Raw genomic sequence first — 25,147 nt, 5'->3', positions numbered from 1 at the left:
CGTCGTGGACGCGGTGTGGCGGGGTGGGTCTGGGGGCTGCCTGTGGTTGTTGTCCTGCTCGCCGCTCTGGTGGCAGGGTGGTTCACCCTGATCCGGGATGACCCGGAGGATGAGACTCCACAGTGCATCAACGGGGATCTGTCGCTGACGGCGTGGGTCGATCCGGCGGCGGAGGTGGCCGCACGGGACCTGCTGGAAAAGTACTCTGCGACGTCGCCGGTGGTGAGGGACTACTGCGTGCACCCTGTCGTGGAGATCAGGCCCACGGCTGAGGCTGCGGCGGCGTACAACGCCCGAACTCCCGGTTCAGCCGCGGTGTGGTTCCCGGTGGGTGACTCTGCGTGGTCCGGTGTCGCGGGTGCGCCCCCTGATCCCCCTGTTGTGGCGACGACTGCGGACGGAGCCCCGGTGTCCCTGGTCGTCTTCGGTTCCTCCGGTGCTGTGGCGGAGGATTCTGCGCGTGCGGGCGCCGATCTGCTGCGTACCGTGGACGCAGGCTAGGAGCTGCGGAGGCTAGGAGCTGCGGAGTCGTCGCCGCGCGGCGAGTTCGTCGACTCCTGCACCGGCCGCCTGTCCGTCGGCGCCGGTGGAGTCACCGTCGGAGGTGGCGTCGCGGGGTTCGGCGGGGAACTCGGTGATGGTACCGGACAGCTCCTTCAGCAGGCCGGGGACGGCGATGCCGAAGACTCCCTGCCCACCGTTGAGGAGGTCGATGACTTCCTCGGGGGAGCTGCAGGCGTACACGGTTCTGCCGTCGGAGACGAGGGTGAGCCCGGCGAGGTCGTCGATGCCGAAGTGTTCGAGTTTCGCCACGGCACGCCGTATGTTCTGCAGGGAAATGCCGGTGTCGAGGAGACCTTTGACGATTTTGAGGACGAGGATGTCGCGGAAGGAGTACAGGCGCTGGGTGCCGGAGCCCTTCGCGGTGCGGATGGAGGGCTGGACGAGCTTTGTTCTGGCCCAGTAGTCCAGCTGCCGGTATGTGATGCCTGCAACCTGGCAGGCGGTGGTCACACGGTAACCGACCTCACGGTCGTCATGATGGACTTCGAACAGCGCATCCTGCTGATCCATACGTTCCTCCTCCTGGTCGGACGTGCCGGTCGCGGGCGCGCCACATGATCTCCGCCCGGGGACCGGTCCGCGTTCCGGCCGCACTGTGGCGGAGGTTCCGGCCGTGGACTGACCCGGTGCCCCGGGACCGAACTGACGTTGAGGATGATGCTAGCAGAGCAGGACAAGGACACGCATGTAACAACACGCGTGTCTTCCTGCACAGGAGTGACATCACTCACCACCGGTGGGGGTCGGACGCCGATGGTCGGCGACTGCGCCGTCAGCGGCCGAGGTTTCCCTTGACCAGGGTCGCATGCAGTGAGACGACCAGGGCTCCGACCTCGCGGCCGATCTCAGCCGCCCGTTCCTTCGCATTGTCGTCACGACTGTGGGCGACGGGCTCGGCGACCCTGTTGATCAGGTCCGCCTGCCTGCGTGCCATGGTCACCAGTGTGCGCAGGTGGCGAGAGTCGATTCCGAACTCACGCAGTTTGGAGGCGATACGGACGATGTCGACATCGTCGGCGGAGAAGAAACCCGCGGCATCGGGGACGACCATGTCCATGCGGACCAGTGCCCCGAGGAACTCGTCGTCGGCACCGGAGCGGAGACAGACGTCGGCCCGCGTCAGCCTGCTGATCTGCGGGGCACGGAGCTGGTCAGGGGTGACTGCACCTGCAACCGAGTCACTGTGGAGCCGGATCGCGGTGACATTCCCCGCGTCCATGGCCTCGAGCCGCTCCCTGATGACCTTGAGGGGGAGGAATTCGTCGCGCTGGAGCCCGAGAATGTAACGGATCCGGGAGATGTCCTCCGGGGAGAACCGACGGTACCCGGACTTGCTGCGGCGGGGGCTGATCAGCCCTTCGGACTCGAGGAACCTGATCTTGGAGACGCGCACCTCGGGAAAATCGACCTGGAGCTGCTTGATGACGTCCCCGATGGAGGCGGTGGGGAGGATACCGGGTGCACGGTCGGCGACAGACGGATTCCTGGGCGCGTAACCGCCGTCGTCTGGCCGGCGGGCGGTTCCGGACTGCGAACCCATGATTCTCCTCACACGCTAGCGGTTGAACTTCTCCCGGCGACAGTGACCGCGCAGGGCGGTCCTGCTGACCGGGTCAATCATGTCCGCGGCACCGGGTCGCCACGGAACGAGGGTCAAGATTCCTTGGCCCCGTTGAGGAAGACCAGGCGGAACTTGCCGATCTGGATCTCGTCACCGTTGCTGAGCACTGCGGAGTTCTTCGGTTCACGGTTGACGTAGGTGCCGTTGAGGGATCCGACGTCGACGACCTCGTAGTCGTCACCGCTGCGGCGGAACTCCGCGTGCCTGCGGGAAACGGTCACGTCATCGAGGAAGATGTCGCTGTCGGGGTGACGGCCCGCAGTGGTCGTGTCCTGGTCGAGCAGGAAACGAGAGCCGGCGTTCGGTCCGCGCTTCACGACAAGGAGCGCGGAACCGGAGGGCAGTCCCTCCACACCAGCGGGCGTGGATTCGGACTGCACACCGGTTTCCATCTCCTTGAGGAGGTCAGCGCGGAAGACCGAGGTGGTTTCGACCGAGGCCTCCGGGATCCCGGTGTTGTCGCTCATGTTCAGTTCCTCCTGGAATCTGGTACTGGTGACCGTTGCCGCCCCGTCGCGGGTGCGACAGGACTCGAAGCACATCAGGCGGTCCGCCTGTGAGTCGATGTCATCATACTACCCGTCCTTTTCCGCGTCGGCGGCGCGTCACCCGATTACATCCGTGAAGTTTCTCACCGGAATATCGAGGCGATGGACCCCATCACAGACCCTCCGGTCGAGTTCAGAGGGTTGTCGTTGACCATGTATGTCCAGGTGGCACTGGGCTTGTGCAGTCCGAGCCCGTCAAGGTCCACACCCTCCCCGGTGATGGTGGCGTCGCTGAAGGTCTCCCTGGCCAGTGCCACGGCACGCTCAGCGAGCTCACCGAAGGCGGCGATGGACAACCGGTGGAACTCGTCGATCGGGCTTTCCCTGGCGATGGCCCTCAGGTGGATCGATTCGCGGACGTCGTCGAGGTAGGCCAGGTGGTCGCTCCACTCGTGGTCAAGATGGTAGAGCATGATCTCCCGTGCAGCCTGGACCAGTACCGCATGGTCTATGCCCTGCGCCTGGAGCGCACCGGCTTTCTCGACGTCGTGGTAGCTGAGGTCCTCCCAGGCCGCCTCCGTGTCGAGGACCCTGTCACGCCGGGCGTTGACGATCGCCCTCTGGTCGGCGATGAGCTTGTTGTACTTCCATGTGGTGGCGTGGATGTCGAGCATCTGGCCCTCCGTGACCCGTTGACAGTGGTCGATGAACTGGAGCACCTTCTTCTGACCGAGGCGTCCGTCCTGCTCTGGTTCGGCGGTGAGTTCCTCACCCACTCCTCCGACGGAGACCATGTCGTCCTCCAGCGACACGAAGAAGACTGTCGACCCCGGGTCGCCCTGGCGTCCCGCCCGACCCCGCAGCTGGTTGTCCAGGCGTGCCGAACGGAACCGTCCGACGCCCACGACATGCAGACCTCCGAGCTCCACGACCTTGTCGTGCTCCGGCTGCCCGGGTTCACCGTCCGGGCCGCCGAGGCGGATGTCGGTACCGCGGCCAGCCATCTGGGTCGAGACTGTCACCCGGCCGGGGCGTCCGGCCTCTGCGATGACCGCGGCCTCGACCTCATGGTTCTTCGCGTTGAGGACATTGCACTCGACCCCACGCAGCACCAGGGCGTCGGCGAGCTCCTCCGAGGCCGCGACATCCTGGGTGCCCACCAGAACCGGCTGACCGGTGGCCTGGACTTCGACGATGTGGTCGATGACCGCGGCGTCCCTCTCCTCCGCAGTGACGTAGACATGGTCGGCCTCGTCGAAACGTCGGGTGGGGACGTTGGGGTCGATGACGCTCACCGAGAGGTCGTAGAACTGGCGGAGCTGGTCGGATGCGGCGACCGCCGTCCCTGTCATCCCGCATTTGCGCGGGTAGAGGCCGAGGAGCGCCTGGATGGTGATCTGGTCGAGGATACGGCCGCCGTCGGTCACCGTCAGCCCCTCCTTCGCCTCCACGGCCGCCTGCAGTCCGTCCGGCCAACGCTGGAGTTCGGCGACCCGGCCGCGGGAGTTGTCGATCAGCGCCACCGCGCCGTCACGGACGAGGTAGTGCACGTCCCTGACCAGGAGATGCTGGGCGTGCAGGGCGACGTTGACCTGGGAGAGCACGTCTCCGGCGTCCTCGGCGTAGAGCGAGTCGATTCCCAGGGCCCGTTCGACGAATTCCGCACCGGCCTCGGTCAGGAAGACGTTCCGACGGTCCCCGGACACCGTGAAGTCCCTGTCCTCCTCCATCCTGCGGACGAGGTCGGTGATCCGGCCGGAGGGGCCGGCACCCGGCTCTGAACCTGCCAGGACAAGGGGGACCAGTGCCTCGTCGACCATGACCGAGTCAGCCTCGTCGATGACCGCCACATCGGCGGGGGGGCGGGCCGCATCCCGGCGACGGGTGATGAGCTGGTCCCGGAGCACGTCGAAGCCGATCTCGTTGACCGCGCCGAAGACCACGTCCCTGCGGTAGACCTCACGGCGTTCGTCCGGACCCGCCTCCTCTGCCACCGCTCCGTGGGTGAGACCGAAGAAGTCCAGCAACGGCCCCATCCACGACTCGTCACGGCCGGCGAGGAAGGAGTTGACGGTGATGACGTGCACCCGCCGGCCCTGGAGCCCGTAGCCCACGGCCGTCATCGCACCGACCAGGGTCTTACCTTCGCCGGTGGCCATCTCCACGACGTCGCCGACGAGCATGCGCAGGGCGCCCTGGAGCTGCACGTCGAACGGACGCATCCCCAGTGTGCGGGACGCCGCCTCGCGGACCGCTGCAAGGAGCAGCGGGGCGTCCTCGATGGTCCGTTCCTCGTCGTCACCGATACACGACCGGGCGATGTCGACGATGTCGGCGTCCGTCGCGGCGGCCAGCCGTTCAGCGGCCTTGTCCGCCTCTCCGACAATGGTCTTCGACTTCTTCTGGTTCGCCGTCGCCGACGACCCCATGGCCTTCCAGAACCAGCCGAATCCGGCCATGTCACGCCTTCCCTGGGACCAGGTCCCGTTTGTCCTGCAGTCTTGTGTTCCAGCGTAGCCGATCCACCGGACACGGTCCCGGCGCGGGGGACGCCCGCGGCCGGGCACCCGGACGGCACCGGAAAGGCACCGGAAAGGCACCCGAAGGACGCCGGGACGGACGCCGGGAGCGGCGCTGACCGTAGTCTCGGTACCGTGAACTCAGATGGCAGGATTTCAGGTGTCAGGACGTCTCACTCCCCGACCTCCCGGGCGGTGTCCACGGTGGACCTCGAGCTGCCGGGTACCCTCCCCTGTCCCGACGGCTCCCCCTCCACACTGCGCGGGTCACTGGACCTGCCCCCGGGGTCCGGGGAACTGACCCTGCCGGAACTGCGGGCCGCCCGGGTGCCCGTGGCAGTCGTCGCGCACTGTTTCACCTGCAGTCGACGCGCACCCGGTGTGTTCAGGATCTCCCGGGCACTGGCACGGGCGGGTATCGCCTGCCTGCGGTTCGACTTCCCCGGGCTCGGGGATTCCGTACCCGCCAACGGTGGTGTCGCCTTCGAGGACACCACCTTCAGCTCCAACGTGGCCGATCTGCTGTCGGTGTCCGGATGGTTGGACAGTCACCTCAGCTCGCCCTCCCTGCTGGTCGGGCACTCACTGGGAGGTGCCGCGGTACTGCGGGCGGCCCACCGCATTCCCTCGTTGAAGGCCGTCGTCACGGTCGGAGCCCCTTTCCTGCCGGGCCGGGCGGCGGCGAGCCTGCTCGACGCATTCACCGGTGAGCAGGCAGCGCCGGCAGAGACGGCCGGGCCGGCAGAAACGGCTGACCCGGCTGGCCGGCAGGTTCCTCTGCCGGGTACCGGGGACGACACCCTGCGCACCGTCCACCTCGCCGGACGGGACCTGACCTTCCGGAGACGTTTCCTCACCGATCTGGCGGAGAATTCCGTGACCACCGACGTCCGGGAGGACATTGCAGCGGTCGGACGCCGTGGCGTCCCCCTGCTCGTCATGCACTCGCCGACCGATCAGACCGTGCCGGTGACGGACGCCACGGAGATCTTCTCCGCGGCGTCCTGGCCGAAGTCGCTGCTGAGCATCCCCGACGCCGACCACCTGCTGACCCGGCGCGGTTCGGCACAGTGGGTCGGAGAGACGGTGGCGAGGTGGGCCGGGTCTGTCGGTGTCGGCGGGCACACTACAGTTGGAAGACATGACTGAGATCACCTTCATCCCCACTGCAGACCTGGTAGACATCATCGGTGCCGGCGTCCGCAGCTGTGACACCCAGTTCCGCAACTTCGGCGGACACACCGACTTCTGCGGTCCGGTCACCACGGTCCGCTGCTTCCAGGACAACGGTCTCGTGAAGAAGATCCTCCAGGAGGACAATCCCGGTGGAGTGCTCGTCGTCGACGGCGACGCCTCGGTCCACACCGCCCTGATGGGTGACATGATCGCGGAGTTCGGTGTGGAGCACGGGTGGGCAGGTGTGATCATCAACGGCGCGATCAGGGACTCCTCCGCCGTCGGTGGCATGGATTTCGGATGCAAGGCGCTGGGGACCAACCCCCGTAAATCGGCCAAGGACGGCGCCGGCGAGCGTGACGTGGTCGTCCACTTCGGTGGCGTGGACTTCGTCCCGGGGCACATCGTCTACGCGGACGCCGACGGTGTGGTCGTCACCGAGGCCCCGGTGACCCCCACCCGGTAGCCGACCGGCACCGGGGTCCCGGTGTCGCGACTTCGCCCGGAACCCGTGGTTTGGCCTCCCTCACCTGCGGATTAGCGCACTGAATCCGGCTGTTGTAAGCTTTTCCCCGTTCAGAGATGAACGGACGGACTGTGGCGCAGTTTGGCAGCGCACCACACTGGGGGTGTGGGGGTCGCAGGTTCAAATCCTGTCAGTCCGACTAGAGTGGGAGCCCGTTGGTCAACAAGACCAGCGGGTTCTTTGCTTTGTGCAGGTCATGGGCATGATCGTACCACACCGGTGCACAGCAGGGGGCTGCAATGAACGGCACTGTTGCCCAACGAGTGCCCAACACGCCCAACACGTACCCAACAGAATCGGGGGCCGTTGGGTGAGGAATGGGAGGCCGGAGACCATGACACGACGAGACCGCAACGAGTGGGGGGAAGTCCAGCGCCGCAAGACCGCAAAAGGGTGGCGGTACTACCCGCGCTACCGACTCCCCGGCACTGACCGTAGGTTCACACCCGGAGTGGCGTTCATGTCCCGGAGCGCGGCGGTAGGATGGCTCAACTCCGAACGTGAGTACTGGGAGTCACTTGTCCGCACCGGGAACACTGACACATGGCTCCCACCGAAACAACGCCGTGAGGCCGCGCGAGCACAGCAGGAGCGCGACTCCCTCACCGTGAAGCAGTTGTGCGAGACATGGCTGACGGACGGGCACTTTAAGGCATCCAGTGAGTCGAGCACCCGTGACAAGTTCCGCTACCGCGTGTACGACACTCCCCTAGCCGGTGAGCGGGTGACGTCCGTGACAACGGAGACAATACGAGAGTGGTGGAGAAGCGTTAAGGCCGCCCACCCCGATACCGCTACCACGAACGCGCAGGCGTACCGGAAACTGCACACAGCGTTCCAGTATGCCGTGGATGAACTGGGAATACTTGAGGTCAACCCGGTCAGTATCAAGGGCGCTGGCACGGCCCCTAGGTCTGCTGTGCGGGATCGACCGCTACTCACCGTAGGTGAAGTGAACACGATGGTTGATAGCGTTCTTCCCCGCTATCGTGCACCGCTATCGCTCATGGCGTGGTCGGGCATCCGGATCGGTGAGATGTTGGCGTTGCGCCGTCGTGACCTTGTAGGGCTGGATGGTGACGGTCCGGTGACTGTCCGGGTACGGCGGACCGCTGAGCGGGTGTCTGAGCCCGTGGTGGACCCGGTGACGGGCGAGCAGGTGGTGAACCCTAAGACAGGGCGGGCGAAGTTCACGCAACGGATGGTTGAGTTCGATACGCCGAAGACTGCCGCTGCTAATCGGGATGTGGTGGTGTCCGGTCCTGCGGCGGACCGGTTGCGTGCCCACGCGGTGGAGCATATGGGGCCGGGTGAGGACGCTTTACTGTGTGGCAAGGCTGACGGGACGATCATGTTGGACACGTCGTTTCGTGAGGCTATGCATCGGGGCAAGGTGGCGGCGGGCCGTGAGGACGTATCCCCGCACGATTTGCGCCGGTTCTTCGGCACCATGCTCGTAACTAACGGGGTTGCGTTGGAGGACGCCCGCCGGCTCATGGGTCATGAACGGGTCGAGCAGTTAATGGAGTACCAACGCGCTGCGTCCGGTTTCGGTGTTGCGGCAGCGTCGGTGTTGGAGCGGTTGCAGGGCTAGGCGTGTCGGGGGTCACATTCTAGTCATAGTATGACATTTTGCGAATGCTGGGGACTTAGGTACCCCTCGTTTGGCTTACTGTCTCCGACCTGCGGTTTTCGGGAGTGGTGATAATCGGCCACTGTTATAGTTAGGGGGAGACGAAGAGCGCAAAAGTGTGACATTTTACCGGAGGCGGGGACTTAGGTTCTTCCCAATTCCCGTGTGCCTTGTGACCTGCAAATTCAATTTGTGTACAGAATTGTGCCCGTGTTACAATTGGGGGGCAAGTATGTCACCGGCTGCACGATAAGCCGTACACCTGCGCTTTCGTCTCACTGACGATCACTGGTTCCCGCAGGGGGCGGGACCACATTCCGAACCAATTGTGCCCACGCTGCATTGCGGCTGGGTCATTTTCGCATGTCTAAAGAAGGGACCATTTAGCAATGAAAACACCGAACTACATTAGCGTCGCTCGCGCTGCGGAGATTCTGGGAGTCACCCGCAGAACAATATTCCGCAAGCTAGACCAGGGGCTGCTCACCCGATACGCGATGGGTGGCGTACTCCGACTGGATGAGAACGAGTTGCACGCGGTCATGGCCGCCGGTAACCACCCCACCACCACTACCGACGACTAGGAGTGCCATTGACCGATTTTGATTCACTGTCCGGCGTTGACTTGTCCGGTCGCGCTGTGCTTAACCAGAAACAAGCGGCCCAATTCCTCGGGGTGAGCGTCGATACGATTCGCCGCCGAACCAATGATGGGACGCTGGACTGCTACCGGCTAGGCCCAAATGGGAAAGAGCGGCTTTACAAAGTCTCCGACCTGTTGGCAGCGCTAATTCTCATCCCTACTGCCGGCACAATTGCCGCTGGCCGATAACGAAACAATCGAAAGGAACTCATTATGAGCAAAATTGACCTAACCACTCCCCTGCCCGCGTGCGTGTTTGCACCCTCGGACCACCGTCGTGCCTATGCACGCGAGAACGCCCGTCCGGGCGGTTACGAGACGCGCCTGAGCGCCATTGCGGAGGCGTGGGACGTCGCGCCGGGTGACCTACTCCGACCTGAGTATGTGGAGGCCCGGGACGCGGTTCAGAAGATCGAGGACGAGATCAACGAGTACGCCCCGGTGCCGCTGCCTGACGTGGAAGTACTGCGGGGGAAGAATGACGCGGGCCGTCGAAAGATCATTAACGATACCCGCAGTGAGAACGAGTACCGTGCACAGGTCCGAAAGGCATTGACCGCAGACCGGGATGGTGCAACGGCCGTATTGGAGGGTGTAAAGGCTCCGGAACTCACCTACGATTACGTCATGCGTGTTCTTCCTGTTGTGGAAACGGCGGCAAGGGTGCGGAAACTGGCGAACTACCTCGGCAATTTCACGAACGCTCAGGCTATTTCCACCGGCCTGTTGACTGGAAGCGATCTGCGCATTGCGGAGGCCGCGAATAAGGTTCTGCCGGAGTTCCGCGCCGGACTAAATAGGCTGCTTATGATTGATTATCTCATCCCCGACCCTTCGGAAGGTTTCGCACTATATACAGACCCGGGAATTAAGGGGCTCCTGAACTACCGATTCAATATGTCCGACAGGGGCGACATTATCGGGGTGGTTAATGACTGGACTGATTCTGATCTGGTTGCGCATAGGGTAGCGAAAGATTTTCGCGAGGCATTCCTCGGTGGCTTTACTGACCGTGCTGACGGCCGCCGTAGGCTGAGTGCGACGAACCAGTTTAGCGCTATTGGTTCCGGGGACCGGGCTGTAACGCCTTTGGCACGCGGCCTGGTTGGTGATCTGGTTTTGGATATCGCGCCGTCCTGGGACGTGTTTCAGGATAGGCTGGACCGGTTTGAGAAAGCGGATCGTAAGGCTGAGGATAGGGAAGGCCGTTTTAGTGCTGACGTGTTTAAGGATTCCGAGACTCATGTTTTGAACCGTGAAACAGACGAGTACGAGAAGTTCGTCTATCGCACTAATTTGCGAACGGGTGAGGTTAAGTGCATTAGGGTTGGGGATACCGTCCCTGAGCCGAATATCCGGCGGCGTGTTGATCCGGTGAGGAATTGATCTGGAATGCTTATCGGGGATATTGTGAACGAATTGAATGATCGGTGTGATTTGATCGACGAGAGACTGGAACGGCTTAATGCCATGCTGGACGGGTGTCGTGCTGACCTGCGGGAACCGTTCAGGAGCGATTCTGAGGGCCTGAAACAGGCCGCGTAGCCGATCACACCAGACATGCCCTGTTCGGCCGTCAGACGGCGTCCTGAGCGGGGCAATGAGACGAGAATAGGAGAATGATGGAAGACTCAGTTGACGATAGCGCCGTAGCACTGACCCGTGGCACACAGCGGCGTACTGACCTCGGTGCAGTGCCATGCCGGTTTAGGCACCGGGGCGAATGGCGAGAGTGGACTACTGTGGACGTGTTCGAGGTCCGCGACGACATTAAAGGAACAGACTATGTGTTCCTGTGCGTGGACGATGTTGAACTCAAACTGACTCGTCGTCAGGCGAACGCACTAACCGCGATTATCGAGGGGTAACGAATGAGTGTGAACATTGAGGTATCGGACCATTACGCAAGGTCCACGAAAACTCACCTATACAAGGTGAAACTGCGCGGCGCTGCAAAGTCTCTATTGCTAAGCGCCGAAGATATTGAGTATCTGTACGACTACCTGCCCGATCACGCACGAGAGGTGCACAAAAATGACGACAGCAAAGAATGACCCCCTATGGCTTGAGGCTAGGGCTAACGAATGGGGTAACAGGTATGGCGATAGTAACTATCAGAACAATTTTGTGATGATGGATCGTGCTTTTTGTCGTGCTCAATCGCTTAATCCTACGTTGCCGTACTGGATGCAATTATCTTTTCACGTTTATGCGATGGTTAAGCGGGGCGCTGTTTCCTATTCCCCGGAGCGTGGCGAATTGTCGGCGTTTCTGGGTATCCGTTCGGATAATGTGAAGCGTGAAGTTGACGCGGCGGTTAAAGAGGGTTGGCTTGGTGAGGGGTCAACCCGGATGTCTCTACTGTTGCCGATCGCGGTCAGGTATCGGCCGTATGGCGGCGCTCCGAATGTGAGTCGTGACGCGGATAGTGTGTCGCAGATTCCGCGTCAGCGGTTGGTGCCCGGAGAGTCGAAAACAACTCAGTAGTTGAGTGGTTTGGGGGGGGATTGCGAGTAAAACAACTCAGTGGTTGAGGGCAAACAACTCAGTGGTTGAGGGAAAGGTGGGGTCTGACCTGCGGGTTCCTAAACGCTCTATATGACCTATATCTAGCGTAGCACCAGACTTAGACTCATTCTTGCGTTTCTCGCACCGCCAGGTGCGCTACCTCCCTCCATTGGTCACCCACCGCTTGCGGTCATCACTACTCACCACTTATTCATTGAGGTGTATCCGGACGGTTCGGCCGGGACCGGTTGTACCGGGGTCGCCGTGGTTAGGGGACGAAGGATCGACGGTCTGAGCCTTAGTCAGGCTTAGCGTGCCGGGGGGGTCGCCGCGGTTGGGGGTCACGTCATTTTTTGACGTGCGGTCACGTCGTCGGCATGTTCCGAGTTCCCGAAACGTATCTCATGATTGACCATGATATTTCACCATTGAAAGGACCTGTATGGACACACACAGATTGCCGGTTGTTCCGGCCCCCACGGACTGGGGGAAGTCGTCGGAGCGGTTCACCACATTCACGGTTCGCGGTCAGGGTGACATGACAGTCCGGATGGAGTTTCCTCACCGTCTGGTGATCTTGGATAGGGGCACGGTTCAGGCTCTAGCGGACTATCTGAACGACTGGCTTCTCGATACTGAGTAGCGCCCCGGTCTAGACACCCTCAAAAACACGCTGTAAGGCCCGTAGGGCCACGAACACTGCATGACCTACCACTGACCCACCCTAAGGAGTCTAATCGCCTAGAAACACTAGAATTGGAGAGCAACCAGATGGACCTAATCAGACACCCCGTAATGAACGACGGGTACGACGGACCCGAGTCGGACGAATGGGCAAACACGCTCACCGTCCTCAGTACATTCGACCGACCGGCACACGTCGAATGGGCGAACCGGGATAGGCCTACTACACCGCCGAGAGACCCGTGGAATGGGCCGATCGACGCGTTTCTGGACTATCTCACCGGCACCTCACGGAATCCAGGCGCTTTTATCGTCGAGAACACCCGGGACAGGCGCTAACGTGGAATTGGTTTCCGACCTCAGGCCACTACGGAAACTACTCTCAAAGAAACTCACCGGCACTACTCCGACACCACTAGAGATTGTCGCAGCTTGGCAACGGGCAGGCCACCCCGAACAGGCCATGAGCCGTAACAAATGGATCGAATTATTCCGGATCATTCCCGACGAATACCTCCCCGAAACGCCCGTCACGATCTACCGTGGCACCGATTCCGGCGAATACGAGAACGGTAACTACGGCATGTCGTGGACAATCGACCTCCCCACCGCGATTATTTTTGCGACCTCCCGCAATAACGCACACCCGGTGGTCCTGACCTGCACCGTTGACCAGAAACACGTCCTCGCAGACAGTCAACGAATCGCCATAGGCGCAGTCAAAAATGGCACCAGAGTAGACGTCGGGGAGCCGGAGATAATCGTCAACCCCGAATCACTCACCAACGTCAGACTAGTGCCACGAGAAAGGTGGGACGACAGGCCGGGAATAAGCATGTCACGGCCCACGAAGAACATATTTTGAACCAGAAAGGAACTACAATGGAAACACTAGAAGGCTACACAGAATCGGACCTCAACAGCCCCCACTTTTGCCGGAATGGCGGATACCGCAGTGTTCCCGGCTACCCGCACATCCACGTGCTGGCAGACGGAACCGAAGTATGGGACGCGAAGAAAGAGAAGGCGCTATCAATTAGGCTGAATTACGCCGGCTACCCGGTAGTCAAGTTCGGTGGACGACAGTGGAGGGTACAACGGCTTGTTCTTGCCGCTTGGTACCCCGGTTGCTTGGATGATGGTTCAATGGCGCTGCACAAGGTTCCTAAGCGGGACTACGTGGCCGTGTGGAATCTCCGACCGGGCAGTGCGGCAGACAACAGCGCAGACATGGTGCGCGACGGCAACCACCACCAATCACGGAAGACGCTATGCCCCGCCGGTCATCCCCTGGTAGGCGAGAATCTGCGGAGCAGTGAACTAGTCCACGGCAAACGTGCCTGTAGAGCGTGTGACAATGCACGGACGAAGATCAGTGACGCTAAGCGTAAGGGCGTGGATATCGCTAACCGGGTCCAGCGAATCGCCGACGCCTACGCGGATCGGTACCTTGCCGACACGTTTCTGCCACTCCCCCTCACGCCCGTCGATGTCCTGCAACGCCGTGTTGACGCCGTGACGAGCGTGGAATGGCGCGACTGACCGCCTCACGCGCGGGGGATATTTTTTGGGGACGCCCGCAAAATTGCAGGTCAGAATACGGCTTCGTCGCAGGTCAGGACTTTACAGGAATTTCCCTCAAAACTGGCGGTCGCCCCCGCAAGGATCACATCCTGACTCTGGATAGCCCCCTTTTCGTTGCCGCTAACGAGAACGGCACCTCCCCGCCGCCGGGAATGTATGCGGTGACCTGCGGAATGTTACAATAAGGACGCTCTGAACAGCAATTTTGGGGGCAATCCCAAAAATGGTCTGCGACCCCCACCAGATTTTTTCGGGTGACCAGTTTTGACCTATGACAAATAGTTCAATACCTGGGATGAAACACCGTTGAAAAGTAGGAAACCCGTACATAGAGAGACTGATACTGTATGTCACCCTGTGCGCCGTGCGGCTTTCAATCATGTACCCGACCGTCGGCGCCATGACACCGGGCCTGGGATGGTCGTGGTCGTGGGGTACCCCCCGGGGTGGTGCCTGGGGTTAGGGTTACCTCAGGAAACTAGTGGTGTGGGGGTGCTTTCTTTTGGTGTGTGGTGGGGGTTAACCAACCTCACCCGGGGCGGGTTAATTCCGTTCACCGGGGCGGGGCGGTTTTTGACCTTGGGGTCGAAAAGGTATGTGCCGGAATGGTTCAGTCGTCGTGCCGTGGCGTATCACCATTGAGGGTGGAGCGCCCGGACTCAGATTCCGGTCACCGGTTGTACTGTCCCCTGCACGCCCCTGTGTCGCCCCGTGTGGCACGTGGTTCTGCGGCACCGCAGACAAGCCCCTGCACGCCCCCTGAGCGCCCCTGAGCGTCCCTGTAGGCCGTTCCCCTACCCGAGTACGACAATGCCCCCTGCAAGGCCTGTAACGCGGTCCTGTGGGGGCTGTCGTGTATCTGGGGCTAGTGTCCCGGTTAGGCGTCCATCATTGCTGCACTGGCAACCCGGTCCGCTTCGTCGGCAAGGTCGCGGGCGAGAAGGGCCACGTCGGCGTAAGCATTCGCCAGCGCTTCGGTGTTGCTTTCGTCGTCGATGTAGACCATGTGCGCAATGTCCATCCGCTCGATGAGCGCGGCGGTGGTGCGGATCACTAGGGCCGTGTTGGCGTCCGGGGTGTCTACATCCATCGAACCGGGGCGGATGATCTGGTCAGTGTGCGTGTCGGTGCTCATGGTTAGGATGACCTTTCTTTTGGTGGATACCCAACCAGTGCCCAACAAGATTGTCTTGCCGGTGGTTGGGTGGGGCGTTGACCTGCATGTTTAGTGGTTGACTAGTGTTACCCTGTCAGTCCGACAGACATCCCGCTCCGGGGCCCGCGAGGGCAGTCCGGGGCGGGATTCCTGTATGCCGGCCAGGTACCGTGGAGCCCACCATGGAACAGGACACCCACGCAGAGCACTGGATTCTCCGGCACCCGGACCTCGGTGTCATCGAGGTGTTCACCGGGACCGTGGACGCTCTCGGCGCAGTCGACCCGGACTTCCCCGGCACCGGCTCCCGGGATACCACACGCCGCCGCACCGGTCCCCTGTCATCCTCTCCCCGACTGCTCATCAGGTTCGACGGGGTGGTCATCGCCAGATGCAGGTCCCTCGACGACGTGAAGATCGACCTCACACCCTCAGGTCTCGCCGATCCCCGTCAGCACCCCGGCCCCGGGCAGTACGGGCACAGCGTGACGTTCGCCCCTCCGATGCTGCAGATCGACAGTTCCCTGACCCGCCGGTGGGTCACGGCGGTGACCCTCAGGTCCGCCGGCGAGGTGGTCGAGTTCGACGCCCCCTCGGGCTCACGGGCGGAGAGACGGCAGCAGGCGATGGAGCGCTCAGCGGTGAAACGCTGGCTGTACCCGGTTCTCGGGGGGATCGGAAAAGGGGGGTGGGCACTGGCGGTGCTGGTTCTCGGGCCCGTGCTGTCGAGAATTCTCGATCCCCTGTGGCGGTGGCTGGCGTCCCTGCTCCCCGACTGGCACATCACCTGGCCGTCGGTGCCGTGGCCGGACATCAACTTGCCCGAGATCAGTCTGCCGTCGGTGCCGTGGCCGGACATCGACCTGCCCGAGATCAGTCTGCCCGACTGGCACCTTCCGTGGATCGTGGACATGGCCCTCGACTACACCAAAGTATGGGTTCCGGTGCTGATCGGCATCGGTTTCGGCGTCACAGCGGTCCGCAACGGGCGGAAGTCGCGTGAGAAGAAGGAGGAGTGGCGGAGACAGGAGGAGCAGCGCTCGCTGCAGCGGCTGCACGAGGCACGGGCGGACCTGGCCCGGGCGATGCGCGGCGTCCTCCAGAAAGAGAACCGGGAGAAGAGCTGACAGAGCTCCCCGGCATCAGCCCAGGCGGGTCATCCGGACGGTGACGAAGAGCTCCGAGGTCGCCTGTCCGGAGAACATTCCCTTCAGCGGAGGGACATCCGAGTACTCGCGGGCGGTGCCCACGATGACGTGCAGCTCACCGGGGACGAGGTCATTGGTCGGGTCGAAGCTGTACCAGCCGTTGTTGTCGCCGCCGTTGAACCACTGGACCCAGGCGTGCGACTCGGCGTCGACGGTCTCCCCGATCCCGGCGTCCTTCTTCGGCAGGACGTACCCGGAGACGTACCTCGCCGGGATACCCACGGCACGCAGGGCGCCGATCATGATGTGGGAGAAGTCCTGGCACACTCCCTTGCGTGCGTCCCACGCCTGGGCGGCGGTGCCGGTGACGTCACTCGCCCCCGTCTCATAGGTCATCTCGTCGAAGACGAGCTGGCCGACGGCCAGGGCGGTTTCGTCGACGGTGGCGCAGCTGTCGGCGATCTCCCGGGCACGCCGGAGAAGATCCTGCGACGGCGCGACCATCGGGGACAGGCAGAGGTACTCGTTGAGCGCGTCGGCGTGGTCGCGCAGACCCCCGAGCGTCATCCCGGTGCGGGTCGCCGGAACAGCGTCGACGTCGAGGGTGGTCGTGACCCCCACGATCATCTGGTCGTGGGGTTCGTGGATCTCGAAGGAGGTGACATGGGTCCCCCAGTAGTCGATGAAGGAGTAGGACCACGGCTTCGGGGTGATGGTCACCGACTGCTCCCGGATGAGCTGCTGGGGAGTGTAGAGGGGGGTCATCCGGATCTCGTTGAAGGAGTCGGTCACCCGGTCGGAGTAGTTGTAGCCGGTGGTGTGGACGATACGCAGTGTGGTTGTCATGGTCTCGCTCTCCCTACTTCTCGTGCCAGGTGGACGACAGTGCACCCTCGAAGTACCGCTGGCTGAGCGCCTGCGTCGCGGACGCACCGGTCTCCTGGGTGAGCTGGGTGAGCTCGCCGAGCTGTTCGAGGGCCTCATTGGGCTGCATGTACTCGATCCTTGCACTCATCTGTCCGAGAAGTCGCTGGGCCTCGTCCTCGAATCCGGAACGCAGGGTTGTCGGGTCCAGGGCGCTGAGGCAGTCGCGGGCGGCGTCGAGACAGAAGATGATCGACCTCGGACACAACCGGTCCCGCAGGAGGAAGTCGACCGAGGCGGTGAGGGTGTCCTCCTGCCCCCTGGACATCACGAAGGACTGCTGTGCCCCGCAGGCCTGGAGCAGCAGGTGTCGGTGGGCGGGCAGGGAGGGTGCGACAACTGTGGCGTAGATGATCCTGGCGGTCATGTCGAGCCGCTCGATGTAGCGGCCGGCCATGAGGAAGTGCCATGCCTCGTCCCGTGGCATGGTCCCCACGAGGTCACCGACGATCATGGAGCAGTGGTCGTGGACTTCCCGGCACGCCAGGGGCGGCCGCATCAGCTGGAGGCGTCCGGACGCCACCTTGCGGTACGCACGGTTGATCGCCTCCCACGAGGAGGTGGAGAGGATCTCACGGGCTCGTCTCGCGCTCTCACGGCAGTTGGACAGGGCGGTGACCATCGACTGGGGGGAATCCGGGTCGGTGCCCAGCCGTGACCAGGCGTCCCGGGCCCCCGCATCGGGTGACAGGGGTGCGCCCATGGCACGGCAGAGCTCCACCCCGAACGAGGAACTGTCCGCCTCCGTGCTCAGTTCCAGGTTGACGGTCAACACTCTGGCCTGGTCGTCGGCTCTTTCGATGTACCGGCCGATCCAGAACAGTGATTCGGCGATGCGGCTCAGCACTGGTCCGCCTCCTGTGTCGTGAGTGGTGCCTGCGACGGGTCGGTGCCCGGGGCGTCCTGCCTCTGCTGCTGTTGCTGCTGTTGCTGCTGGGCCTCTTCTTCGTCGTCTCTGATGTCGAGGACGGAGGTCTCCAACCTGTCGAGCGTCTCGGCGTCCGGGTCCGGGGCGGCGATGACACGGCCGTGCTCCGACTCCGGCCCGGTCACCCCCGCGGAGATCACCCACGTGTCCTTGGACCCTCCCCCCTGGGAGGAGTTCACGATCATCTGTCCCTCCTTCAACGCCACCCTCGTCAGGCCGCCGGGGACGACCCACATGTCTTCGCCGTCGTTGACGACGAAAGGCCGCAGGTCCACGTGCCTGGGCTGCAGTCCCTTGTCCGGGGTCATCGTCGGCACGGTGGACAGCTGGATCAGGGGTTGTGCGATCCACCCGCGGGGATCGTCGCGGAGTCTCTTCCTCGTCTCGTCGAGTTCCGCTTTCGTGCACTTCGGGCCCATGACGATCCCCTTGCCGCCGGAGCCGTCGACCGGTTTGACCACGAGTTCGTCGATCCTGTCCAGTACCTCCTCCAGTGCCTCGGGTTCCTCCAGCCTCCAGGTGTGCACGTTCGGGATCAGCGGCTCCTCGTCGAGGTAGTAGCGGATGAGGTCGGGGACGTAGGTGTAGACCAGCTTGTCGTCGGCGACACCGTTGCCCACGGCGTTGGCGATGGTGACCGTGCCGTTGGCCTGGGCGGACAGCAGTCCGGCGACCCCGAGCAGGGAATCCGGCCGGAAGTTCACCGGGTCGATGAAGTCGTCGTCGACGCGGCGGTAGATCACGTGGACCTGCTCCAGTCCCCTGGTGGTCCTGAGAAACACCACGCCGTGACGGACGACCAGGTCCCTTCCCTCCACCAGGGGGACGCCCATCGTCCGGGCAAGCATCGAGTGTTCGAAGTAGGCCGAGTTGTACACACCGGGGGTGAGGACCACGATCTGCGGGTCAGGGACCCCGGGGGGTGCCGCTTTCGCCAGGGCCGAGCGTAGCCGTGCAGGGTAGTCGTCGACTCTGGCGATGTTGTACTGTGCCACGGCCTCAGGGAGCGCGGACACCGTCGCCTGCCGGTTGGTCAGCACGTAGGAGACTCCCGAGGGGATCCTGGCGTTGTCCTCGAGGACCCGCAGTTCACCGTCCCCGTCCCGGATGAGGTCGATCCCGGCGACGTGGATCCTCACCCCGTTGGGCGGGGTGTATCCGGCCACCGCCCGACAGAAATTGTCGGATGTGGTGACAACCGACCTGGGGATGACGCCGTCGGCGAAGGCGCGTCCCGGGCCGTACACGTCGGCGAGGAACGCCTCCAGCGCTCTCACCCGCTGCTTCAGACCCCGTTCGGTGCGCTCGAACTCAGCCCGCTGTATCAGGCGGGGCACGATGTCCAGGGGAAACGGTTCCTCCTGCCCGGCGAAGTCGAAGGTCACTCCCGTGTCGAGGTACCGGGTGCTCAGGTAGGAGACTCTCGAGGCGAGATCTTCGGGTCTGATGTCCCGGAACACCCGGTGAAGTTTGCGGTACACCGATCGCACACCCTCCGGTGACATCAGTTCGTCGTAGGTACCCGGGATGACCGGGTACGTCGCAGGTGAATCGGTCATTTCCTGAGAGTATCGCCGACCGGCTGAACCTTCATCCGGAGAGTTAACCTGCCTGAAACATTCGGTGTCCGGGGCCGGTGGTTCCGGGTACGCCCGAACCCGGGTGAGGCGGGACCGGGCCGGGCCGGGTCAACTCCCGGACGCCGTGACCGCGGCGTCCCGCTCGGCGGCCCTCCCCTGCGGGGGGGAGCAGCCGGCCCCGTGGCGGGTCCGGTAGTACACCAGGCAGATCACCGTGAAGGGGATGCCGACGGTGAGTGCCTCGCGTTGGTCGGCGTCGAACCCGACCCCGACCAGGGACGCCACGAGCGCTGCAATCGACCCCCACGCCAGCAGCCGGGATCCCGGGGCCCGGTAGTGCAGGCCACGGACATTCCCACCGGCGGCGACGAACCGGCGACGGAAGGACAGCTGGGACACCGCAATCGCGATCCACACCGCCACCACCGCGAAACCTGCGACGGAGACGAGAATCATATAGAGGCTGTCCGGCGCGATCTGACCGGACAGGAGGGACGCCACTCCCCCCACCATTGAGACGCAGAGCGCGAGCATCGGAATGCCTCTCTTCGTCGTCCGGGTGAAAGCTTCCGGCGCCTGACCTTCGGAGGCCATGGAGTAGAGCATGCGGGTGCAGGAGTAGAGCCCGGAGTTTCCTGCCGACAGCAGTGCCGCGATGATGACGAAGTTCATCACGTCTCCCATCCCCGGGATTCCGGCGATGTCGAAGACCGTGACGAACGGCGATTCGTCGATGCCCGCATTCTCGTAGGGCACCAGCGCAGCGATGACGAAGATCGCCCCGACGAAGAAGACGGTGAGCCTGAGAACAGCGGTGCGGATTGCCGCCGGCACGGACTTCTCCGGGTTCCTTGCTTCACCTGCGGCGACACCGATGAGTTCTGTTCCGGAGAATGCGTAGAAGACACCGAGGGTCACCACCAGCATCCCACTGAACCCTGTCGGGAAGAATCCGGTGTCGGTGTCGAAGTTCGTCAGCCACGGTGCGGGACCGTCCGCGGCAGGGTTGATCCCGATGACGGTCGCGGCGCCGACAACTATGAGGGCGAGCACGGCGACAACCTTCACCAGTGACAGCCAGAACTCCGTCTCGCCGAAGACGCGGGCAGAGACGGCGTTGAGGGTGAACAGCACAACCCCGAACACGAGGCACCACACCCAGACGTCCACCCCGGGAAACCACCGTTGCATGAGGATCCCGGATGCCGTGAACTCACTGCCCAGGGCGACGGCCCAGCACAGCCAGTACAGCCAGGCGGTGGCGAAACCCCAGGCGGGGCCCAGGTTCCGGGTTGCATAGATGTGAAACCCCCCGGACACCGGATACACCACGGCAAGTTCGCCGAGACAGCACATCACCATCCATGCGACGAGAGCGCCGAGAAGATACGCGAGTACCGCTCCGAGGGGACCTGCTTCACCGATGGTGTATCCGGAGGAGACGAACAGGCCGGAACCTATTACTCCCCCCAGCGCGATCATCACCAGGTGTCGGGGCTCCATGCTGCGCTGCAGGCCTGTTGTTTCCCCGGCTGCTGCCCCTGCGGTTTCAGACATGGGTGTCAGCCTATACTTGCGAGGATGACCGACCTGAAAGCACCTTCATTGTTCGACGTCGTCGCTCAGCGGCCTGTCATCCTCGACGGTGGACTCGGCACCCGCCTGGAGGACCGGGGCTGTGACATCACCGGGACACTGTGGTCCGCGCAGATTCTGAGGGACGATCCGGGTGAGGTGCAGGCGGCCCACGGCGATTTCTTCACCGCCGGCGCCGAGATCGCGACAGCCTGCTCCTATGAGGTGACCGTCGACGGTCTCGTCGCCACCGGACTGTCACGGCAGGACGCCACCGACCAGGCGGAGCTGCTGCTCCGCCGGGCGGTGGAGGTTGCACGGGACGCGGCGTCCACTGCTGCCGGTGTCACGGGAGCTCCGAGGTGGGTGGCGGCCTCGGTCGGCCCCTACGGTGCGGGCCCGGGTGAGGGCACCGAGTACGACGGCGCCTACGGGCTGACCGTCGACGAGCTGGCGGACTGGCACCGCGACCGGATCCGGATTCTCGCGGATTCGGGCGCCGATGTTCTTCTCGCTGAGACGGTGCCCTCGGTCCGTGAAATTGAGGCACTGGCCCGCGAGTTCACTGCGGCAGGGGTGGACGCCATGCTCAGCGTGACTGTCCTGCCACGGACCCCGGGGAGGCCGGCCGACGGTGTGGTCCTGAGTGACGGCACCGAACTGTCGGAGGTCGTCCGGATTGTGGCGGAAACCCCCGCTCTCCGCACGGTGGGTGTGAACTGTGTGAGTGCGGATGCGGCGTTGGCCGGTGTACGGGAGCTGGGTGCGGGACTGGCTGACGCCGGGCGTCCCCTCCCCCTGTCCGTGTACCCGAACAGCGGCGAGATCTGGGACCACGTGCACCGCCGCTGGCTGCCGCGGACGGCGGAGACTGCGGGCGGGACGACGACGAGCCTGTTGGCTTCCGTGCCTGACTTTCTTGATGCGGGGGTTCGACTCATCGGCGGCTGCTGCCGCGTCACCCCGCGGGAGATCACCGCGATCGCCGAGGCCGTGCAAGGGAGAGTGCGGGACTGAGACGCGCGGGCGGATGCCACGTAGGTTAAGAGTCCTGTCCGTTGCTACGGAGGCGACTACCCGGATTCCAACGACAGTGGTATCTGGCACTGACCGGGCGACGCTACTCGTGGGCGACTATTGCGGACTGCACCTGCGGCGCAATCTTGTCTGTGAGCCACTTCAGACTCAGGGGTCCGGGAGCGGTAGACAGCGCGAAGCCCATAGGTTTGTCCTGCCAGATCACCGAATCATTCTTCACCGCGGGCAGTGCATTGAACGCCGGCTTCCCCTCTAGTTCTGACCTTTTTCCTAGCGGATCAAAGATCACCAGAATGTCTCCCTGTAGAAGGCTGATATTCTCGTCCGAGATCGAGTCTCCGTTCTCCTTAGACTTCTGACCGCTCTCCATCTCGATACCTATATCCTGGAAGACATTATTTCCTGCATAGATAAATCCTCTGGTCATCGCCCCACTGTTATAGGTCAGTTCATTAACTCCCACATGCTCTTCCTGAAAACTCCTCACCTGATCGTTGTAGGATTTTTCAATAGCCTCGACCTTGTCTTTGTTTCCGGTAGCAGCAGCAACCACAGGAAGGAAAGTATGCCAGGTAGACTTGTCATCTTCAGTTCTAATCACCAGTGTTGGAGAAATATTCTCCAATTTCTCCCAGTCCGCCTTGTCGATATCATTGACGATGATCAGATCCGGATCAAGACTGGCGACCTTTTCCGTATCCTCCCTCAGCCCCTCCTCCATCGGCCAGCTGACCCGATTTCCCAACCAGGGAAGATTCGACAGGTCACCGATACTGTTTGCCGCCACCGGAGCCTCACCTAATGCTATAAAAGGCTCCAGTGCTGAACCATAGGTCAGGTCGACAATTCTCTCGGGCTTTTCATCGATCCTTTCAGTGCCGTACGCATGATCCAACGTGACCGGGAAAGCAGCACCATCACTCACTTCCGCAATATCGTCTGCCCCTTCGGAGCCGCAGGCGGCGAGGGAGACGGCGACGGCCGTCCCCAGGATCAGCGCCGACAGACGGCGCAACGGGTTTCTCATCATCATCCTCATGTGAAGTGGTCAGGTCGGAGGCAATAGTAGGACGTGCTAACCTTCGTTCTTGTCCTGAACGGACCTCCGTTGACCATTTCTGTCCAGCCGAGGACCCAGCCTGTGATCGCCCACCGTCGCACCACCCCCGTGATCACTGACCGCCCGCAACAGCTTCGGCACAGAGACACCCTCCCGCCCTGCTGGCTCGGCGAGATCACCGTCCACAGCAGGCACCACGTGTTCTGGGTGGATCACGGTGAGGCACAGGTCAGTGTCAACGAGGACCACTTCACCGTCGGCACAGGTCAGGCAATCTGGTTCCCGGCAGGAACCACCGTCACCTCGATCGAGACCGCACCCGGCACCGTCGCGACCTCCGCCCTCGTCCCACCGGACCGGCTGATCCGCCAACCGACCTGGCTGACGGTCACCGACCTTGACGCCGGGGACGCTGCCGTACTGACCCGACAGTTCGCCCGCTGGGCCATGCCCTACATGATCGATACCACCCCATCCTCCCCCACAGCAGACTCGGGTTCACCGGTCCCGGACAGTCCACCGGTCCCCCGTTCCCAGGTTCTCCGGACGATGGCCGAAGCTATACTGCAGAACCCGGCCGACAGCACCAGTCTGGAGACCTGGGCGGAACGTCTCGGGCTGAGCAGCCGCCAGCTCACCCGCAAATTCCAGGCTGAGACCGGAATGAGCTACCGCACCTGGCACACCCGCCTCCGGGTGGACCGGGCGAGCCATCTGCTCCGCCGGGGCGACAGCGTCTCACAGAGCGCCACCGCCGTCGGATTCGCCACCGCCCCCGCCTTCGTCCGGGCGTTCAGCCGGCAGTTCGGCGTCACTCCGGGCGCCTGGGCAGCCCGCGTCAGCCGTCCGGTCCCCGCAGCAGCGGCCACCACCGATCACCGCACGGCCGCGGACTGTCTCGGCGGGCTGCCCGCGATCAGCACAATGCCCCGGATCAACCGGTTCCACATCCTGATCTGGATCACCTCCGGTACCGGACATCTTGACCTCGGTGACAGGAAGATCCCCCTGGCCGCCGGCGATACTGTGTGGATCCCCTCCGGGGTGTGGCACGTCATCCGCCTCGACGAGGGCGGCGTCCTCGTACCGGTCGGTGATCTACCCGCGACAGTGCCGATGCGGCGGCACCATATGGCGGTGACGCATGTCGCCCCTGGCCGGGAGGCGGAGCTGATGTACCACGCGGGTCTCAGCTACACCCATCTGCGCCCCTGGCCCTACGACCGGAATGACCCGGCGACCATGACCAAGCTGCTCCCGCCGACGGTCACCCCGTTCGCCCGCCCGGACGCCGCGGTCAGCGCGATCCTCAACGCCGACCTCGCGTCCGGCCCCCGCACACTGACACAGTGGAGCGAAAAACTCGGGATCCCGCTGGGCCGGCTGTCCGAACGGTTCCGGCGGGAGACCGGACAGACCTTCTCCCTGTGGCAGACCGACCTGCGGTTGAACTCGGCGCGCTACCGGTTGTCGAAGCCCGGGGTACCGATCACACAGATCGCCGCCGAGGTCGGCTACCCGCACGTCTCCGGCTTCACACGGGCGTTCACCGCACGCCACGGGATGACGCCCACCGAGTTCCGGAAGCGGTACGCGCAGCCGATCATCTACGACGAGGTGACCGGCTGAGTTCCCACCGCAACGCCCGCTAACCGTGCGACCGCTGCGGACAACCGTCTGACCGGGGCGCCCCCTAGGATCACTCGCGACAACCGCCACCGATCTCCTAGGACCGCATGCACCCCGACCCAGCCACCGACCCGGACGGCGCACTGTGCAGCAGGTTCCTCTG

General features: G+C 63.3%; 23 protein-coding genes and 1 tRNA gene. 14 read left to right on the top strand and 10 right to left on the bottom strand.

Annotated elements, in window-relative coordinates:
• Nucleotides 1–42: 42 nt before the first annotated feature.
• Complete coding sequence (locus E0E18_RS01570) at nucleotides 43–501, top strand: hypothetical protein (RefSeq protein WP_237559587.1); 459 nt, start codon at nucleotides 43–45, stop codon at nucleotides 499–501.
• A gap of 12 nt (nucleotides 502–513) precedes the next feature.
• On the opposite strand, the gene E0E18_RS01565 is transcribed toward E0E18_RS01570, so the two are convergent.
• The 4 genes from E0E18_RS01565 to secA2 all read right to left on the bottom strand — a co-directional run bounded on the left by E0E18_RS01565 (nucleotide 514) and on the right by secA2 (nucleotide 5,132).
• Nucleotides 514–1,074 (bottom strand): MerR family transcriptional regulator, encoded by a 561-nt coding sequence (locus tag E0E18_RS01565; RefSeq protein WP_066587550.1) that lies wholly within the window; start codon nucleotides 1,072–1,074, stop codon nucleotides 514–516.
• A gap of 262 nt (nucleotides 1,075–1,336) precedes the next feature.
• Complete coding sequence (gene ftsR, locus E0E18_RS01560) at nucleotides 1,337–2,104, bottom strand: transcriptional regulator FtsR (protein WP_110481456.1); 768 nt, start codon at nucleotides 2,102–2,104, stop codon at nucleotides 1,337–1,339.
• 113 nt (nucleotides 2,105–2,217) lie between these two features.
• The gene (gene odhI, locus E0E18_RS01555; RefSeq protein WP_066589662.1) at nucleotides 2,218–2,652 is read right to left on the bottom strand and encodes an oxoglutarate dehydrogenase inhibitor Odhl; all 435 of its coding nucleotides are present in this window, start codon (nucleotides 2,650–2,652) and stop codon (nucleotides 2,218–2,220) included.
• Between the two features lie 164 nt (nucleotides 2,653–2,816).
• Nucleotides 2,817–5,132, bottom strand: a complete 2,316-nt coding sequence (gene secA2 / locus E0E18_RS01550) for an accessory Sec system translocase SecA2 (RefSeq protein ID WP_130839161.1) — start codon at nucleotides 5,130–5,132, stop codon at nucleotides 2,817–2,819.
• A gap of 195 nt (nucleotides 5,133–5,327) precedes the next feature.
• Between secA2 and E0E18_RS01545 the strand changes: the two genes are divergently transcribed.
• From E0E18_RS01545 to E0E18_RS01500, 10 genes are all read left to right on the top strand, one after another.
• Nucleotides 5,328–6,341 (top strand): alpha/beta hydrolase family protein, encoded by a 1,014-nt coding sequence (locus E0E18_RS01545; protein WP_237559586.1) that lies wholly within the window; start codon nucleotides 5,328–5,330, stop codon nucleotides 6,339–6,341.
• Nucleotides 6,334–6,834 carry a ribonuclease E activity regulator RraA gene (rraA, locus tag E0E18_RS01540; protein WP_130839160.1) on the top strand — a complete coding sequence of 167 codons (501 nt, stop codon included), beginning with the start codon at nucleotides 6,334–6,336 and terminating at the stop codon, nucleotides 6,832–6,834. Before E0E18_RS01545 ends, rraA begins: the two co-directional genes overlap by 8 nt.
• 125 nt (nucleotides 6,835–6,959) lie before the next feature.
• Nucleotides 6,960–7,033 (top strand) — tRNA-Pro (locus tag E0E18_RS01535).
• 195 nt (nucleotides 7,034–7,228) lie between these two features.
• The gene (locus tag E0E18_RS01530; RefSeq protein ID WP_161972230.1) at nucleotides 7,229–8,488 is read left to right on the top strand and encodes a tyrosine-type recombinase/integrase; all 1,260 of its coding nucleotides are present in this window, start codon (nucleotides 7,229–7,231) and stop codon (nucleotides 8,486–8,488) included.
• 428 nt (nucleotides 8,489–8,916) lie between these two features.
• Nucleotides 8,917–9,111, top strand: coding sequence for an excisionase family DNA-binding protein (locus E0E18_RS14430; protein WP_130839158.1), 195 nt, complete (start codon nucleotides 8,917–8,919; stop codon nucleotides 9,109–9,111).
• 2 nt (nucleotides 9,112–9,113) lie between these two features.
• Nucleotides 9,114–9,359, top strand: a complete 246-nt coding sequence (locus E0E18_RS14425; RefSeq protein WP_130839157.1) for a helix-turn-helix domain-containing protein — start codon at nucleotides 9,114–9,116, stop codon at nucleotides 9,357–9,359.
• 24 nt (nucleotides 9,360–9,383) lie between these two features.
• Entirely contained in the window at nucleotides 9,384–10,556 is a 1,173-nt protein-coding gene (locus E0E18_RS01515) for a hypothetical protein (protein ID WP_130839156.1), read from the top strand.
• Between the two features lie 648 nt (nucleotides 10,557–11,204).
• Nucleotides 11,205–11,657 carry a hypothetical protein gene (locus E0E18_RS01510; protein WP_130839155.1) on the top strand — a complete coding sequence of 151 codons (453 nt, stop codon included), beginning with the start codon at nucleotides 11,205–11,207 and terminating at the stop codon, nucleotides 11,655–11,657.
• A gap of 1,045 nt (nucleotides 11,658–12,702) precedes the next feature.
• On the top strand, nucleotides 12,703–13,227 hold the full coding sequence (locus E0E18_RS01505) for a hypothetical protein (protein ID WP_130839154.1): 525 nt from the start codon (nucleotides 12,703–12,705) through the stop codon (nucleotides 13,225–13,227).
• Nucleotides 13,228–13,244: 17 nt separating this feature from the next.
• On the top strand, nucleotides 13,245–13,904 hold the full coding sequence (locus E0E18_RS01500; RefSeq protein ID WP_130839153.1) for a hypothetical protein: 660 nt from the start codon (nucleotides 13,245–13,247) through the stop codon (nucleotides 13,902–13,904).
• Nucleotides 13,905–14,823: 919 nt separating this feature from the next.
• Here the strand turns inward: E0E18_RS01500 and E0E18_RS01490 are convergent.
• Nucleotides 14,824–15,081, bottom strand: a complete 258-nt coding sequence (locus tag E0E18_RS01490; protein ID WP_130839151.1) for a hypothetical protein — start codon at nucleotides 15,079–15,081, stop codon at nucleotides 14,824–14,826.
• 203 nt (nucleotides 15,082–15,284) lie between these two features.
• On the opposite strand from E0E18_RS01490, the gene E0E18_RS01485 reads away from it, so the two are divergent.
• A complete protein-coding gene (locus E0E18_RS01485) occupies nucleotides 15,285–16,229 on the top strand; it encodes a hypothetical protein (protein WP_202616674.1) in 945 nt (314 codons plus the stop codon).
• Nucleotides 16,230–16,244: 15 nt separating this feature from the next.
• Here the strand turns inward: E0E18_RS01485 and E0E18_RS01480 are convergent, their stop codons facing one another.
• The 4 genes from E0E18_RS01480 to E0E18_RS01465 all read right to left on the bottom strand — a co-directional run bounded on the left by E0E18_RS01480 (nucleotide 16,245) and on the right by E0E18_RS01465 (nucleotide 21,239).
• Entirely contained in the window at nucleotides 16,245–17,096 is an 852-nt protein-coding gene (locus tag E0E18_RS01480; RefSeq protein ID WP_066587527.1) for a transglutaminase family protein, read from the bottom strand.
• A 13-nt stretch (nucleotides 17,097–17,109) separates the two neighbouring features.
• The gene (locus E0E18_RS01475; RefSeq protein ID WP_066587518.1) at nucleotides 17,110–18,021 is read right to left on the bottom strand and encodes an alpha-E domain-containing protein; all 912 of its coding nucleotides are present in this window, start codon (nucleotides 18,019–18,021) and stop codon (nucleotides 17,110–17,112) included.
• Entirely contained in the window at nucleotides 18,015–19,661 is a 1,647-nt protein-coding gene (locus tag E0E18_RS01470; RefSeq protein WP_237559585.1) for a circularly permuted type 2 ATP-grasp protein, read from the bottom strand. The genes E0E18_RS01475 and E0E18_RS01470 overlap by 7 nt, the downstream gene beginning before the upstream one ends.
• Nucleotides 19,662–19,790: 129 nt before the next feature.
• On the bottom strand, nucleotides 19,791–21,239 hold the full coding sequence (locus E0E18_RS01465) for an amino acid permease (protein ID WP_130839150.1): 1,449 nt from the start codon (nucleotides 21,237–21,239) through the stop codon (nucleotides 19,791–19,793).
• 24 nt (nucleotides 21,240–21,263) lie between these two features.
• Here E0E18_RS01465 and mmuM point away from each other — a divergent pair, with 24 nt between their 5' ends.
• Complete coding sequence (gene mmuM / locus E0E18_RS01460; protein WP_130839149.1) at nucleotides 21,264–22,274, top strand: homocysteine S-methyltransferase; 1,011 nt, start codon at nucleotides 21,264–21,266, stop codon at nucleotides 22,272–22,274.
• A 103-nt stretch (nucleotides 22,275–22,377) separates the two neighbouring features.
• Here the strand turns inward: mmuM and E0E18_RS01455 are convergent, their stop codons facing one another.
• A complete protein-coding gene (locus E0E18_RS01455; RefSeq protein WP_161972228.1) occupies nucleotides 22,378–23,322 on the bottom strand; it encodes an ABC transporter substrate-binding protein in 945 nt (314 codons plus the stop codon).
• Between the two features lie 114 nt (nucleotides 23,323–23,436).
• Between E0E18_RS01455 and E0E18_RS01450 the strand changes: the two genes are divergently transcribed.
• Nucleotides 23,437–24,984 (top strand): helix-turn-helix domain-containing protein, encoded by a 1,548-nt coding sequence (locus E0E18_RS01450; protein WP_130839147.1) that lies wholly within the window; start codon nucleotides 23,437–23,439, stop codon nucleotides 24,982–24,984.
• Nucleotides 24,985–25,147 lie beyond the last annotated feature (163 nt).

The sequence above is a fragment of the Corynebacterium neomassiliense genome, from assembly GCF_900626215.1.
GTDB classification, from domain to species: Bacteria; Actinomycetota; Actinomycetes; order Mycobacteriales; family Mycobacteriaceae; genus Corynebacterium; species Corynebacterium neomassiliense.
This window is presented reverse-complemented; position numbering and strand designations above follow the sequence as displayed.